At 66.4% G+C, this 13,824-nt stretch carries 12 protein-coding genes and 1 tRNA gene; 8 read left to right on the top strand and 5 right to left on the bottom strand.

Going from position 1 to position 13,824, the window contains the following annotated elements; all coding sequences use genetic code 11:
• Together ispD and ispF are read left to right on the top strand one after the other, a co-directional pair.
• Nucleotides 1–831 (top strand): 2-C-methyl-D-erythritol 4-phosphate cytidylyltransferase, encoded by an 831-nt coding sequence (gene ispD, locus U6958_RS22660; protein WP_074923011.1) that lies wholly within the window; start codon nucleotides 1–3, stop codon nucleotides 829–831.
• Between the two features lie 16 nt (nucleotides 832–847).
• Complete coding sequence (gene ispF / locus U6958_RS22655; RefSeq protein ID WP_013803157.1) at nucleotides 848–1,327, top strand: 2-C-methyl-D-erythritol 2,4-cyclodiphosphate synthase; 480 nt, start codon at nucleotides 848–850, stop codon at nucleotides 1,325–1,327.
• Between the two features lie 102 nt (nucleotides 1,328–1,429).
• On the opposite strand, the gene U6958_RS22650 is transcribed toward ispF, so the two are convergent.
• Together U6958_RS22650 and ompR are read right to left on the bottom strand one after the other, a co-directional pair.
• The gene (locus U6958_RS22650; RefSeq protein ID WP_012204699.1) at nucleotides 1,430–2,932 is read right to left on the bottom strand and encodes an ATP-binding protein; all 1,503 of its coding nucleotides are present in this window, start codon (nucleotides 2,930–2,932) and stop codon (nucleotides 1,430–1,432) included.
• A 242-nt stretch (nucleotides 2,933–3,174) separates the two neighbouring features.
• Entirely contained in the window at nucleotides 3,175–3,912 is a 738-nt protein-coding gene (gene ompR / locus U6958_RS22645) for a two-component system response regulator OmpR (protein WP_017404718.1), read from the bottom strand.
• A 305-nt stretch (nucleotides 3,913–4,217) separates the two neighbouring features.
• On the opposite strand from ompR, the gene U6958_RS22640 reads away from it, so the two are divergent.
• Nucleotides 4,218–4,964, top strand: a complete 747-nt coding sequence (locus tag U6958_RS22640; protein WP_074923012.1) for an SIMPL domain-containing protein — start codon at nucleotides 4,218–4,220, stop codon at nucleotides 4,962–4,964.
• Nucleotides 4,965–5,037: 73 nt separating this feature from the next.
• Here the strand turns inward: U6958_RS22640 and U6958_RS22635 are convergent, their stop codons facing one another.
• On the bottom strand, nucleotides 5,038–5,832 hold the full coding sequence (locus U6958_RS22635) for a 3-hydroxybutyrate dehydrogenase (protein WP_016445272.1): 795 nt from the start codon (nucleotides 5,830–5,832) through the stop codon (nucleotides 5,038–5,040).
• A 69-nt stretch (nucleotides 5,833–5,901) separates the two neighbouring features.
• Between U6958_RS22635 and U6958_RS22630 the strand changes: the two genes are divergently transcribed.
• From U6958_RS22630 to U6958_RS22620, 3 genes are all read left to right on the top strand, one after another.
• Nucleotides 5,902–6,909, top strand: a complete 1,008-nt coding sequence (locus tag U6958_RS22630) for an alpha/beta fold hydrolase (protein ID WP_174538876.1) — start codon at nucleotides 5,902–5,904, stop codon at nucleotides 6,907–6,909.
• Entirely contained in the window at nucleotides 6,906–9,155 is a 2,250-nt protein-coding gene (locus tag U6958_RS22625; RefSeq protein WP_016445274.1) for a bifunctional (p)ppGpp synthetase/guanosine-3',5'-bis(diphosphate) 3'-pyrophosphohydrolase, read from the top strand. The genes U6958_RS22630 and U6958_RS22625 overlap by 4 nt, the downstream gene beginning before the upstream one ends.
• A 67-nt stretch (nucleotides 9,156–9,222) precedes the next feature.
• Nucleotides 9,223–9,299 (top strand) — tRNA-Val (locus tag U6958_RS22620).
• Between the two features lie 146 nt (nucleotides 9,300–9,445).
• Here the strand turns inward: U6958_RS22620 and speG are convergent.
• Both speG and U6958_RS22610 read right to left on the bottom strand, forming a co-directional pair.
• Nucleotides 9,446–9,976: a spermidine N1-acetyltransferase gene (speG, locus tag U6958_RS22615; protein ID WP_074923013.1), complete on the bottom strand. Its 531-nt coding sequence runs from the start codon at nucleotides 9,974–9,976 to the stop codon at nucleotides 9,446–9,448.
• Nucleotides 9,977–9,980: 4 nt separating this feature from the next.
• Nucleotides 9,981–10,661 carry a TetR/AcrR family transcriptional regulator gene (locus tag U6958_RS22610; protein WP_016445276.1) on the bottom strand — a complete coding sequence of 227 codons (681 nt, stop codon included), beginning with the start codon at nucleotides 10,659–10,661 and terminating at the stop codon, nucleotides 9,981–9,983.
• Between the two features lie 324 nt (nucleotides 10,662–10,985).
• Between U6958_RS22610 and U6958_RS22605 the strand changes: the two genes are divergently transcribed.
• Complete coding sequence (locus U6958_RS22605) at nucleotides 10,986–12,353, top strand: NAD(P)-dependent oxidoreductase (RefSeq protein ID WP_017407644.1); 1,368 nt, start codon at nucleotides 10,986–10,988, stop codon at nucleotides 12,351–12,353.
• Between the two features lie 34 nt (nucleotides 12,354–12,387).
• On the top strand, nucleotides 12,388–13,707 hold the full coding sequence (preA, locus tag U6958_RS22600) for an NAD-dependent dihydropyrimidine dehydrogenase subunit PreA (protein WP_013803150.1): 1,320 nt from the start codon (nucleotides 12,388–12,390) through the stop codon (nucleotides 13,705–13,707).
• Nucleotides 13,708–13,824 lie beyond the last annotated feature (117 nt).

Here is a 13,824-nt window from a genome sequence, read left to right as displayed (position 1 = left end):
ATGACAGATCTGCTTGCGGCGGCTGCGCCCGCATCCCTGGAGCCGGCCCGCCTGTGGGCCTTGATCCCCTGCGCGGGCACGGGCTCGCGCGCCATCGCGCCCGATGCGCCTGCGCCTGAACTGCCCAAGCAATACCACCTGGTGGCCGGTGCGCCCATGGTGGCGCACACGCTGGCCGCCTTTGCGGGTGCAGCGCGCGTACACCACACGCTGGTGGTGATCGCGCCCGGTGATGATTTCTGGCGCAAGGGCCTGCCGGGCCCCTCGCCCACGCGCTACTCCACGGCGGCATGCGGAGGCGCCACGCGGGCCGAATCCGTGACCAACGGCCTGAAGGAGCTGCTGGCGCGCGGTGCGGGCGCGCACGACTGGGTGCTGGTGCACGATGCCGCACGCTGCCTGGTGACGCCCGCGCTCATCGATGCCCTGATCGACGCCTGCGAGCACGATGCCGTGGGCGGCCTGCTGGCGCACAAGCTGCCCGACACGCTCAAGACGGCCGTGGCCGGGCCCAGCGGGGTGCGCGTGGCGGGCACGGTGGACCGCAGCGACAAATGGCTGGCGCAGACGCCGCAGATGTTCCGCATCGCGCCGCTGCTCGATGCGCTGCAGCACGCCGGCTCGGCCGTGACCGACGAGGCCAGTGCCATGGAGGCCGTGGGCCAGCGCCCGCGCCTGGTGCCCGGCGGCGCGCAGAATTTCAAGGTCACCTATCCGGACGATTTCGCGCTGGCCGCCGCCGTGCTGTCGCAGCGCGAGCGCAGCACCACGCTGGAGCGATACCGGGGCCAGCGCGACCATCCGCAGGCGTCGGGCAATCCATTTTTCTGAACCTGGAATGTTTCACATGAATTTTCGTATTGGCGAGGGCTGGGACGTGCATGCCCTGGTGCCCGGGCGCAAGCTGATCCTGGGCGGCATCGAGGTGCCGCACGAACTGGGGCTGCTGGGCCATTCCGATGCCGACGTGCTGCTGCACGCCATCACCGACGCGCTGCTGGGCGGCGCGGCGCTGGGCGACATCGGCCGGCATTTCCCCGACACCGACCCCGAATTCCGTGGCGCCGATTCGCTGGTGCTGCTGGTGGAAGCGGCGCGCCGCGTGCGCGCCACGGGGCTGGAGATCGGCAACATCGACAGCACCATCATTGCCCAGGCCCCCAAGCTGGCGCCGCACATTCCTGCCATGCGCGAGCGCATCGCCACGGCGCTGGGGCTGGCGCTGGACCAGGTCAACGTCAAGGCCAAGACGGCCGAAAAGCTTGGCCCCGTGGGCCAGCAGCAGGCCATGGAGGCGCGCGCCGCCGCCTTGCTGTTCCGCGCCTGACCGGAGGTGGCCATCCCCATGGCAAAAGGCCCCGGCGATCGGTCAATGATCGCCGGGGCCTTTGTATCTGCCGAACGTATCTGACGAACGCGCGCTGCGGGCTCAGTCTTCTCCGTCCAGGGCGCCGTCCTGCGCACGCGGGGGCAGCTGGCGCTTGATCTGCGGGCGCTGCAGACGCTGCTCGGGCTCGGCACCCTTGGCCACGCCCGAGGCACGCTGCAACTGCACATGGGCAACCAGCCCGCCCGTGGAGGAGTTGGACAGCGCAAACACGCCGCCCATGCGCTGCACCGTCTTGTCCACGATGGACAGGCCCAGGCCCGCGCCCGCTGCGGCCGTGCGCGCGGAGTCGCCACGGAAGAAGGGCTGGGTCAGGCTGGCGAGCTGCTCGGGCGGCACGCCACGGCCATGGTCGCGGATGCGAATCACCACCCAGCTTTCGCGTTCCGATGCCGTCACATCCACGTGGGTGGTTTCGGTCTCGGGCGTCTTGCCGTAGCGGCGTGCGTTCTCGAACAGGTTGGAGATCACGCGCGCCAGTTCCACCTCGTCGGCCAGCACATAGACGCCTTCGGGCACGGCCATGCTGATCTGCAGCTCGCGGTGGTCCTGCACCGCATAGACGCAGGAGGACACCACGGCATGCAGGTTCACCGGGTTGAGGGTCACATGGTCGGGACGGGCGTAGTCCAGGAATTTGTCGATGGTGGCGTCCAGCTGCACGATGTCGGCCACCATGTGCTCGCGCGCCACGTCGTCCACCACGCTCATCTCGGTCTCCAGCCGCAGGCGGGCGAGCGGCGTGCGCAGGTCGTGGGAGATGCCAGCCAGCATCACCGCACGGTCCTGCTCCAGCTGGGCCAGTTTCTGCGCCATGCGGTTGAAGCCGATGTTGACCTCGCGGATCTCGCTGGTGACGGCTTCCTCGTCCAGCTGGCTGGCGTCGAAGTCGCCATCTCGCACGCGGTTGGCCGCATAGCTCAACTGCTTGAGTGGCCGGTTGATCAGGCGCGCGATGGCTGCCGCCCCCGCCAGGGACAGCAGGCCGGCCGTGATCAGCCAGATCAGCCAGGTGCGCCCGCTGGCCGGCGTGAAGCGCGAGCGGTCCATCAGCAGCCAGGTGCGGTCGCCATTGATGGTGAAGCCCACCCACAGCCCCGGCTCGCCATTGACGCTGCGCGCCACGATGGTGCCGTAGCCCAGGCGGCGCGTGAGTTCTTCGGTCAGGCGCTTGCCCAGCGTGCTCTGGTCCAGCAGCTCGAAGCTGTCGCCAGGCTCGCGCGGCAGAATGCGCACGCCTTCCTGGTCGGCCATGGTCTTGATCAGCGAGACGCGGTTGATGGCATCCGAATGCACCAGGGCCGCGCGGCTGAGGTTGACCAGCGAGGCGATCTGCTGGGCGGTGTGCAGCGTGCGCGGCTCGAACTCGAAGGCGCGCAGCGTCTGCAGCCACGCCAGGATGCTGCCCACCAGCAGCAGGGCCAGCAGGCAGAAGGTACGCCAGAAAAGATTGAGTCCCAGCGGAGAGCGCGCAGTCATGCGCCGCTCGTAGTCGAGGGGCGCAGGGCTGGTGGCGTCATGGGGCGGGACGGTGAAGGAACTCATGGAAGCGGTTCGTCATTCTAGGGGCCGGCTGCGAGATTACGCCTGTGCCGGCCAGCCTGCGTTACCGGTTGTCTCGGACGACAGGGTGAGGTTTTGGCGCTGCGCATTGTCAACGGCACATAAAACGTTACGGCCCCAACCCAGGGACGCCGAGCAAGAGCCGCCTCGCGGCGAGGGCGTCGTCCCCCTCCCGCGGAGCGAGAGAGGGGGAAGGCGCGCAGCGCCTCAGGGGGTGATGCATTTCAGTTCGCGCCGTCCGGTACGAACACATAGCCGACGCCCCAGACCGTCTGGATGTAGCGCGGTGCGGCGGCATCTTCCTCGATCAGCTTGCGCAGGCGCGAGACCTGCACGTCCAGGCTGCGGTCGAAGGGCTCGAACTCGCGGCCGCGCGCCAGCAGGGCCAGCTTCTCGCGCGACAGCGGCTGGCGCGGGTGGCGCACCAGGGCCTTGAGCATGGCGAATTCGCCCGTGGTCAGCGGCAGTTCCTCGCCGTTCTTTTGCAGCACGCGCGTGCCCAGGTCGAAGGTGAAGGGGCCGAAGCTCACCACCTCGTTGTCGCCGGAAGGCGCGCCCGGCGCTTCCTGCGGCGGGCGGCGGCGCAGCACGGCATGGATGCGGGCCAGCAGTTCGCGCGGGTTGAAGGGCTTGCCCAGGTAGTCGTCGGCGCCCACTTCCAGGCCCACGATGCGGTCCACATCCTCGCCCTTGGCGGTCAGCATGATGATGGGCGTGCGGTCGTTGGCCGAGCGCAGGCGGCGGCAGATGGACAGGCCATCTTCGCCGGGCATCATCAGGTCAAGCACGATCAGATCCACCGTTTCGCGCAGCAGGATGCGGTTCAGCGCCTTGCCATCTTCGGCAATCATGATCTCGAAGCCTTCCTGCGTCAGGTAGCGGCGCAGCAGGTCGCGGATGCGCGCATCGTCATCCACCACCAGGATCTTGTCGGTGCGGTTGGTCGTAGTGGCCATGTTCATCCTCGGTCGGTCATTTGTAACAGCCGTCATTGTTACCAGCTTGCGCCGAAAAGTCTGGACAAACCCCCGAAATATTGCCGTGTGTTACAGATGTTGCGTTTAAATTTAGAACGAAAAATGTGTCTTTAGAATATTTAACTATGGGTTTTCCATCCTGATGCATTTATCGTTGCAATAATGTTGTCAATGGAGGAGCCGGCAGGCCTGCTTGGCTCCACACCTGTCACCATCTGGCGGCATGCCGTAGCGAAAGGGCGGCATGCAGTTGTATCCCTGAACTACCTTTCATTTCAAAGGGTGAACGCATGAGCAAGCTTTCCAAACAGCTGTCCCGCCCCTGGGTCAAGTCCGTGGTCGCGGCCACTGCGCTGGCCTGTGCCAGCGGTGCCTGGGCGCAGAACGCCGGCACGGCCCCGGCACAGCCTGCCAACGTGGTGCAGTTGTCTGCAGAAGGCTCGGTGGACGTGGTGCAGGACCTGCTGACAGCCACCTTGTCGGCCACGCGCGAAGGGCGTGATGCCGCCACGGTCCAGTCCCAGCTGCAGAAGGTGGTCGAGGCCGCCATGGCCGTGACCAAGCGCAGCGCCCAGCCGGGCCAGATGGATGTGAGCACCGGCAGCTTCGGCATCTATCCGCGCTATGGCAAGGACAACAAGGTGGAAGGCTGGCAGGGCCGCGCCGAGATTCTTCTGCAGGGCCGCGACTTCGCGCGCATCACGCAGACGGCGGCCCAGGTGCAGGACATGACGCTGTCGCAAGTGGGCTTCGGCCTGTCGCGCGAGGCCCGTGAAAAGGTCGAAGGCGAGGCCCAGGCCAAGGCCATCGAGCAGTTCAAACAGCGTGCCACCACGCTGTCCAAGAGCTTCGGCTTTGCCAACTACAGCCTGCGCGAGGTCAATGTCAGCAGCAGCGACACCTCCGTGCCCATGCCGCGTCCGCGCATGATGGCCATGTCCGCCAAGGCCGCCGGCGCGGAAATGGATGCCGTGTCCGTGGAAGCGGGCAAGGCGCAGGTGATGGTCCACGTGTCGGGCTCGGTGCAGATGTACTGAGCAGGCGTGGGCCGCCCATGAAAAAAGGAGCGCCGTGGCGCTCCTTTTTTGACGTGAACCGGTGCCGGCGCGCTTACTGCGCCGCCCAGCCGCCATCCATGTTCCAGGCTACGCCGCGCACGTTGGCTGCGGCGGGCGAGCAGAAGAACACGGCCAGTTCGCCCAGTTCCTCGGGCGTGGTGAACTGCATGGAGGGCTCTTTCTCGCCCAGCAGCAGCTTCTTGGCTTCTTCGTTGCTGATGCCGTGCTGCTCGGCCTTGGCGTCCACCTGCTTTTGCACCAGTGGCGTCAGCACCCAGCCGGGGCAGATGGCGTTGCAGGTGATGCCGGAGGTGGCGTTCTCCAGCGCCGTGACCTTGGTCAGCCCGACAATGCCGTGCTTGGCCGCCACGTAGGCAGACTTCTGCGCCGAACCCACCAGGCCGTGCACCGAGGCCACGTTGATGATGCGGCCCCAGCCCTTGCCGCCATCGGCCGCCTGCATCATGGGCAGGACCAGGCGCGAGGTGTGGAAGGCGCTGGACAGGTTGATGGCGATGATGGCGTCCCAGCGCTCGGGCGGGAAGTCTTCCACGCGCGCCACGTGCTGGATGCCGGCATTGTTCACGAGGATGTCGATCTGGCCGAAATTGCGCACGCTGTACTGGACCATGTCCTCGATGTCCGCCACGCGGCTCATGTCGGCGCCGTGATAGGCGACCTGGGCGCCGGCGGCCTGGCCTGCGGCCAGCACTTCGGCACGGGGGCCGTCCACATCGCCGAAACCATTGAGCACGATATTGGCGCCCTGGCGGGCCAGCGCCTTCGCGATCCCGAGGCCGATGCCGCTGGTCGAGCCGGTCACGAGGGCGGTCTTGCCTTTCAACATAGAGAGTCTCCGAATGAATGTACGATGCAACACAGCCATTATCGGCGCCGGCTCCGCGAATGCGTTTCCATGAATCATCCTACGCTGAACTACGTATCCTGCCCGGGGGTTGCCGGGCGTGCCTCACCCTGGAGCCGTACTGCCAGCCCGGCTGCTCAAGAGAATGCTTCGCACCGCATGGCTTATTGGGAATGGAATCGCACCGGCGATCCGCACCATCCCCATGTCGTGGTCTGCGTGCACGGCCTTTCGCGCCAGGGGCGTGACTTCGACGCGTTGGCCGAGCGGCTCAGCGAACGTGCCCGCGTGATCTGCCCCGACGTGGTCGGGCGTGGCGAAAGCGACTGGCTGCAGGATCCGGCCGCCTACCAGGTGCCTCTTTACGCAGCCGACATGCTGGCCTTGCTGGCCCAGGTGCATGCGCAGGCGCCTGTCGAACAATTGGATTGGGTGGGCACCAGCATGGGCGGGCTGATCGGCATGGCGCTTGCGGGCCAGCCGGGGCTGCCGCTGCCGGCGCCCATCCGCAGGCTGGTGCTCAACGATGTGGGACCTGTCATCGAGTGGTCTGCCCTGGAGCGCATAGGGCAGTACCTGGGCAAGGGCGCGCATTTTGAAAATCTTGAGCAGGCAGCCCATGCGCTGCTCTTGATTTCCGAAGGCTTCGGCCCACATAGCGAAGGGCAATGGTTGCGATTGACGCGACCTATGATGCGGCCGGCCGCCGATGGCGGCCTTGTCCTGCACTATGACCCTCAGATTGCGGTGCCCCTGCAGCACATGACGCGCGAGATGGCCCAGGCCGGCGAAGCGCTGCTGTGGCAGCTGTATGACCAGATCAAGGCACGCGTCTTGCTAGTTCGTGGTGCGCAGTCCGATCTGCTGACGGCGGCCACGGCACAGGCCATGGCGCAGCGAGGGCCGAAGGCGCATTGCGTGGAATTTGAAGGGGTGGGGCATGCGCCCACCTTCGTCGCAGCAGGGCAGGTGGCCTTGCTGTGCCGGTTCTTATGGGGAGAAGAGCGCTTGCCAAGCACCATGAATCTTGCCGAGCAGGCCAGGGAGAGTGACGAATGAAGACTGCCAGCAGCGAGGCCGCCGTGCAGGCGCCTTCGCCCGGCGCAGCCGCGCCGGGCCAGGTGCCGTCGGTGCTGCCGCACCTGATCACGGCCACGTCGCAGACCCTGCCCGAACAGGTCAACGCGCTGGCGCGCGCGCGCAGCTTTGCCGAGCCGCTGATCGCCACCGAGACCATGGAGTCCGGTGAGAACACCATGGCCCATGCCGATGCGGTGGCTGCCATCCTCAAGACCATCGGCGGCTCCGAAACCATGCAGGCGGCGATCTATCTGGTGCATGCCAGCGTGCACCTCAATCGCCCGCAGGAAGTGATCGCCAAGGCCTTTGGCGAGAATTTTGCCACCCTGGCCGTGGAAACCAACAAGCTCATGCGCGTGCAGGAGCAGGCGCGCGGTGCAGAGCTGGGCGGCCAGTACCTGGACGATGAGGCCACGCAGACCGAGAACGTGCGCAAGATGCTGCTGGGTTTCTCGCGCGACCTGCGCGTGGTGCTGCTGCGGCTGGCGTCGCGCCTGCAGACGCTGCGCTACTACGCGGCCAGCAAGCGCCCGGTCTCGCCCGGCATTGCGCGCGAGGCGCTGACGGTGTTTGCGCCGCTGGCCAACCGGCTGGGCATCTGGCAGATCAAGTGGGAGCTGGAGGATCTGTCCCTGCGCTTCCTGGAGCCCGAGACCTACCGCGAAGTGGCCCGCCTGCTCGATGAAAAGCGCGTGGAGCGTGAAGCCTATATGGAGCAGATGCGCGCACGGCTGGAGGCCGACCTGCGGGCGCACAGCATCAGCGCCACCGTGCAAGGCAGGCCCAAGCACATCTACAGCATCGTCAAGAAGATGCGAGGCAAGTCGCTGAACTTCGACCAGGTCTTCGACATCCGCGCCATGCGTGTCGTCGTGCCTACGATCAAGGACTGCTACGCCACCCTGTCCTGGGTGCACGAGCAGTTCACGCCCATCGAGGCGGAATTCGACGACTACATCGCCAAGCCCAAGCCCAACGGCTACCAGTCGCTGCACACCGTGGTGCGCGACGAGACGGGCCGCGCAATCGAGATCCAGATCCGCACCCAGGCCATGCACGACCATGCCGAGCACGGCGTGGCCGCCCACTGGGCCTACAAGGAGGCGGGCACCAAGGGATACGCGGGTGTCACGGCCAGCAGCGAGTACGACGCCAAGATTGCCGTGCTGCGCCAGCTGCTGGCCTGGGGCAGCGACCTGGCGGGTGCGCACCATCGGGGCCTGTTCGAGGACCGCATCTACGTGCTCACTCCCGATGCGGCCGTCATCGAGCTGCCGCAGGGCGCGACGCCCGTGGATTTCGCCTATTCGGTGCACACCAGCCTGGGGCACCGCTGCCGCGGCGCGCGCGTGGACGGCGCCATGGTGCCGCTGAACACGCCGCTGCAAAACGGCCAGACCGTGGAGATCACCACGGTCAAGGAGGGGCGCCCCTCGCGCGACTGGCTCAACGCCGACCTTGGCTACCTGACCAGCAACCGGGCCAAGGCCAAGGTGCGTGCCTGGTTCAATGCCCAGGCCACGCACGAGACCGTGGCGCGCGGCCGCGAGGCGGTCGAGAAACTGCTGCAGCGCGAGGGCAAGACGGCCGTCAAGCTGGAGGAGCTGGCCGTTCAGCTCGGCTTCAAATCGGCCGATGCCTTGTTCGAAGTCGTCGGCAAGGATGAATACTCGCTGCGCAACATCGAGACCGTGCTGCGACCGGCCGAGGCGGAGGAGGAAGTCGAGGAATTCTCCCCGGTGCGCAAGGCACGCGGCACGGACTCGCCCAAGGGCGGCGTGCTGGTCGTGGGCGTGGATTCGCTGATGACGCAGCTGGCCAAGTGCTGCAAGCCTGCGCCGCCGGACGACATCCGGGGCTTTGTCACGCGCGGCAAGGGCGTGAGCGTGCACCGCTGCGACTGCTCCAACTTCCGTGAAATGGCAGCGCGCAATTCCGAGCGCGTGATCGACGTGGCCTGGGGCCAGCCCAAGGCGGCGGCCGTGGCCTCGGCCGTCTACCCGGTCGATGTGTCCGTGGAAGCGGCCGACCGGCAGGGCCTGCTGCGCGATATCTCCGAAGTCTTTGCGCGGGAGAAGACCAATGTCATCGGCGTGCAGACCCAATCCGTCAAGGGAACGGCCTGGATGACCTTCACCGTGGAAGTGGCCGATTCCGGTCGCCTCAACAAGGTGCTGGGCATTGTGGCCGCCGTGGCGGGCGTGCGTTCGGCACGGCGGCGCTGAGCCTGTTCGGGTATTTTTGCCGGAGCCCTGGAAAACCCGTGCTAGAATCGCTTTCTCGAACAAACACAGGCGCGTAGCTCAGCTGGTTAGAGCACCACCTTGACATGGTGGGGGTCGTTGGTTCGAGTCCAATCGCGCCTACCAACTTTCCATTGCCAGATGGAATGCAAAAAGCCTTCTGATCACTCAGAAGGCTTTTTTGTTTGTTTTTTTTGTTTGTGCGCCCGCCAACGATGGGGAGACTTGCCGGTCAAGGAGGCGGGCAGGGCCCGCGCTCCTCTGGCAGGAGGTCAGGTGCCGACTCCGGCCTGTGCCTGCAGGTAGTCGTTTTGCAGCAGGTACATGCGGATGGCGTTGCGGTACTGGCCATTGGCGAAGAATTCGTCGATCAGCACGCCTTCCTGCACGAAGCCTATGCGCGCGTAGATGTGGATGGCCTTCTCGTTCTCCTGGTCCACATGGAGAAAGATCTTGTGCAGGTTGAGCGTCTTGAAGCCATAGTCCAGCGCCAGCCGCGTTGCCTGGGCTGTGATGCCCTGGCCCTGCTGCTCGGGGGCGATGATGATCTGGAACTCGGCGCGCCGGTGGATCAGGTCGATCTCCACCAGCTCGACGAGACCGGCGCGATCGCCCTGGTGCTCGACGATGAAGCGGCGCTCGGTCTGGTCGTGCACGTGCGCGTCGTAGAGCGCGGAAAGCTCGTCGAAGGTCTCGTAAGGCTCCTCGAACCAGTAGCGCATGATGGCGGCATTGTTGTTGAGCAGATGCACGGAGCGCAGATCTTCGCGCTCCAGGGGTCTCAGGCGGATGCTGTGATTCATGCGCTCATTGTGCGAGAGCCGCGGTATCCGGCTGCAGGCCACGGATTACCAGCCGGTAGATCAGATCGGCCGCCGTGTCGTAGTCGTCGGCGGTCAGTTCCGGCCGGCCCAGCAGCAGCGCGAACTGGGCCTGCTGGTCGGCGTAGGCCTGGGTCACGGACCAGAGGATGAACATCAGGTGGGTGAAATCCACGCGGGCAATCTTGCCCTGCGCCACCCAGCGCTCGAAGGCCTGCACGTCGGCTGCCAGCGCCGGGCCTACCTGGCTCGATATGGCCTGCCCGAAGCGGGGCGCGCCGGCCATCACCTCGCGCGTGAAGACACGGGAGCCGTGGGGCCGTTCGCGCGAGGACTGCAGCTTGGCCCGGATGTAGATGCGCAGGGCCTCCGCCGGGTCGTCGCCGCGCAGCAGGTCGGACATGCCGGCGAGCCACTGCGTCAGCACGTCGCCCAGCACGCGCAGATACAGCTCCTCCTTGCTGGCGAAGTAGTACAGCAGGTTGTGGCGGCTGAGGCCGGCGTCGTGCGCGATCAGTTCCAGCGATGCGCCTTCGAAGCCGTATTGCGCAAAGTGAAGCTCGGCCGTCTGCAGGATGTTCAGCTCCTTGCGCAGCCGTGCAGCGGTGGGCTTGCGCGTGGCCGATCGGGCCTGGGGGGAGGGCGCATTGTCAGAAAGGGTTGCCATTGCGCAGATGGTAAGTGGAGATAAGTGGCGCCATTTTGGTGCGATTGTCTGGCATCTTTCTTGCTGACGACTTTCTGGGTGATTTTACTGATTGGTAAATTTTTTCACCCGCGTAAATTCCGTTCCACCCCCAGTGCGCCCGACAAGAGGCGTCACTTGCACATGCGAGGACCACGATGAAACCTCCGAAGACTGTGTTGCTGGATCCGGGGCCTTGCAGGAGTTCCTCCTGCGGGCCGCCTTGCGTTGTCCGAGATGGCCCGGCATGGCCCTGCATGCCGTGTCCCCCTTCACGCCCTCAATCCTGACTCTGGAGGATGCACCATGGATAGCCCCGCGCAACGCGCCTGCGGCATTGCCGCCGGCCGCCTGAACCTGGCCGACTACGCGGCCAATTTCTCCGACGCCCACCCCCCGCTGAACCGCGCCCAGGCCCTGATCGAGGCCGAGCGCTGCTACTACTGCTATGACGCGCCGTGCACCACGGCCTGCCCCACCAGCATCGATGTGCCGGCCTTCATCGCCCGCATCGCCCAGGACAACGTCCGTGGCGCGGCGCGCGAAATCCTCACGGCCAACCCGCTGGGCGGCATGTGCTCCCGCGTCTGTCCCACGGAGCAGTTGTGCGAGCAGGCCTGCGTGCGCAACACCCAGGAAGACAAGCCGGTCGAAATTGGTGCACTGCAACGCTATGCGACCGATGCCTTCATGGCCTCCGGTGGTGCACCGCTGTTCCAGCGTGCCGCCGCCACGGGCAGGAAGGTGGCCGTGGTCGGAGCTGGCCCTGCCGGCCTGACCTGCGCGCACCAATTGGCGCTGCAGGGCCATGAGGTGGTGCTGTTCGATGCCCGGCCCAAGCTGGGCGGGCTCAATGAATACGGCCTGGCCAGCTACAAGACCCCCGGTGATTTTGCGCAAAAGGAAATCGACTGGCTGCTGTCCGTGGGCGGGATCACGCCGCGCAACAACCAGCGGCTGGGGCGAGATTTCACGCTGGATTCGCTGCTGGCAGAGCATGACGCCGTATTCCTCGGCCTGGGCCTGGCGGGCGTCAATGCGCTGGGCGCGGCCGAGCCGCAGGCCGAAGGCTTGCGCAATGCGGTGGACTTCATTGCCGACATCCGCCAGGCGGCCGACAAATCCATGGTGCCGGTGGGCCGGCGCGTGGTGGTGATCGGCGGCGGCATGACGGCGGTGGATGCGTCCGTGCAGGCCCGGCTGCTGGGCGCCGACGAGGTCACCATGTTCTACCGCCGGGGCAAGGATGCGCTGTCCGCCTCCTGGGTGGAGCAGGAATGGGCGCAGACCCATGGCGTCAACCTGCGGCTGTGGGCCGCGCCCCAGGAGATCCTGGTGCAGGACGGCAAGGTCTGCGGCGTGCGCATGGCCTGCACCCGCATGGAGGGCGACAGGCTGCAGGTGACGCAGGAAGTGTTCGACGTGCCGGCCGACATGGTGCTCAAGGCCATTGGCCAGACCTATGTCGCCACGCCGGCGGGCGCGGCCATTGCCTTGCGTGACGGCCGTATCGACACCGACGACGAAGGCCGCACCAGCGTGCCGCGCGTGTGGGCCGGCGGCGACTGCCGCGCCGGTGGCCAGGACCTGACCGTGCAGGCGGTGGAGCACGGCAAGGTCGCCGCGCGGGCCATGCACCAGGCGCTGACCAGCGCCGTGGCGGCCGGGGTTTGAGCGGCTGTGCCCGCGCTTTTCAAGGAGCATCGACATGGCAGACATCAGCAGCCGCTTTCTGGGCATTTCCAGCCCCAATCCGTTCTGGCTGGCCTCGGCACCGCCCACGGACAAGGAGATCAACGTCACCCGCGCATTCGAGGCCGGCTGGGGCGGCGTGGTGTGGAAGACGCTGGGCGAGGACCCGCATGTGGTCAACGTGAACGGGCCGCGCTACTCCACCCTCATGGCGCAGGACCGGCGCGTGATGGGACTGAACAACATCGAGCTGATCACCGACCGGCCGCTGCGCACCAACCTGGAGGAGATGACCCGCGTGAAGAAGGCCTGGCCTGACCGCGCGCTGATCGCCTCGCTGATGGTGCCCTGCGTGGAGGAAAGCTGGAAGCGCATCCTGCCCATGGTGGAGGACACCGGCGCCGACGGGCTGGAGCTGAACTTCGGCTGCCCGCACGGCATGAGCGAGCGCGGCATGGGTGCGGCCGTGGGCCAGGTGCCCGAGTACATCCAGATGGTCACGCAGTGGTGCAAGCAGTACAGCCGGCTGCCGGTGATCGTGAAGCTCACGCCCAACATCACCGACGTGCGCTTTCCCGCGCGGGCGGCCAAGGCCGGCGGGGCGGATGCGGTGTCCCTGATCAACACCATCAACTCGCTGATGGGCGTGAATCTGGACACCCTGGTCATGCACCCCAGCACCGACGGCCAGGGCTCGCACGGCGGCTACTGCGGCCCGGCCGTGAAGCCCATCGCCCAGAACATGGTGGCCGAGATCGCGCGCGATCCGCAGACGGCGGGCCTACCCATCTCGGGGATCGGCGGCATCACCACCTGGAAGGACGCGGCCGAATACATCGCGCTGGGATGCGGCAATGTCCAGGTGTGCACGGCGGCCATGGTCTACGGCTTTCGCATCGTGCAGGACATGTGCGACGGGCTGTCCAACTACATGGACGCGCACGGCTTTGCGCGCATCGAGGACTTCCAGGGCCGGGCCGTGCCCACGGTCAGGGACTGGAAGGACCTCAACCTCAACCACATCGACAAGGCCGTCATCAACCAGGACAGCTGCATCCAGTGCGGGCGCTGCCATGTGGCCTGCGAGGACACCTCCCACCAGGCCATCACTTTCAGCAAGGAGGGCGGTGTGCGCCGCTTCGAGGTGGATGACACCGAATGCGTGGGCTGCAACCTGTGCGTGTCCATCTGCCCCGTGCCCGAGTGCATCACCATGCGCAGCCTGCAGCCGGGCGAGGTGGACCCCCGCACCGGCCAGACGGTCACCGGGGAGTATGCGAACTGGACCACGCACCCGAACAACCCCATGCGCCAGGCCGTGACGGCGCAGGGCTAGAGGGGGCATTGCGGCAGGTCGGCGCACGGCCCGCATCCGGGCCGACCTGGCACGAAATGCGCTTGATGGAAACGGTCAGACCCTGGATCAGCAATGGATTGGTGATTTCTCTCTTCG

This window comes from Delftia lacustris (assembly GCF_040267515.1).
Taxonomy (GTDB): Bacteria; Pseudomonadota; Gammaproteobacteria; order Burkholderiales; family Burkholderiaceae_C; genus Comamonas; species Comamonas tsuruhatensis.
The sequence above is the reverse complement of the archived record's forward strand: the minus strand, read 5'-3'. Positions and strand labels throughout refer to the sequence as shown.

Excerpts from the sequence above, each read along its gene's own strand:
- U6958_RS22630 (WP_174538876.1), top strand. The coding sequence starts at position 5,902 with ATGAATCATCCTACGCTGAACTACGTATCCTGCCCGGGGGTTGCCGGG.
- U6958_RS22640 (WP_074923012.1), top strand. The coding sequence starts at position 4,218 with ATGAGCAAGCTTTCCAAACAGCTGTCCCGCCCCTGGGTCAAGTCCGTG.
- U6958_RS22610 (WP_016445276.1), bottom strand. The coding sequence starts at position 10,661 with ATGGCAACCCTTTCTGACAATGCGCCCTCCCCCCAGGCCCGATCGGCC.
- ompR (WP_017404718.1), bottom strand. The coding sequence starts at position 3,912 with ATGAACATGGCCACTACGACCAACCGCACCGACAAGATCCTGGTGGTG.
- ispD (WP_074923011.1), top strand. The coding sequence starts at position 1 with ATGACAGATCTGCTTGCGGCGGCTGCGCCCGCATCCCTGGAGCCGGCC.
- U6958_RS22650 (WP_012204699.1), bottom strand. The coding sequence starts at position 2,932 with ATGAGTTCCTTCACCGTCCCGCCCCATGACGCCACCAGCCCTGCGCCC.
- U6958_RS22635 (WP_016445272.1), bottom strand. The coding sequence starts at position 5,832 with ATGTTGAAAGGCAAGACCGCCCTCGTGACCGGCTCGACCAGCGGCATC.
- preA (WP_013803150.1), top strand. The coding sequence starts at position 12,388 with ATGGCAGACATCAGCAGCCGCTTTCTGGGCATTTCCAGCCCCAATCCG.
- U6958_RS22605 (WP_017407644.1), top strand. The coding sequence starts at position 10,986 with ATGGATAGCCCCGCGCAACGCGCCTGCGGCATTGCCGCCGGCCGCCTG.
- U6958_RS22625 (WP_016445274.1), top strand. The coding sequence starts at position 6,906 with ATGAAGACTGCCAGCAGCGAGGCCGCCGTGCAGGCGCCTTCGCCCGGC.
- speG (WP_074923013.1), bottom strand. The coding sequence starts at position 9,976 with ATGAATCACAGCATCCGCCTGAGACCCCTGGAGCGCGAAGATCTGCGC.
- ispF (WP_013803157.1), top strand. The coding sequence starts at position 848 with ATGAATTTTCGTATTGGCGAGGGCTGGGACGTGCATGCCCTGGTGCCC.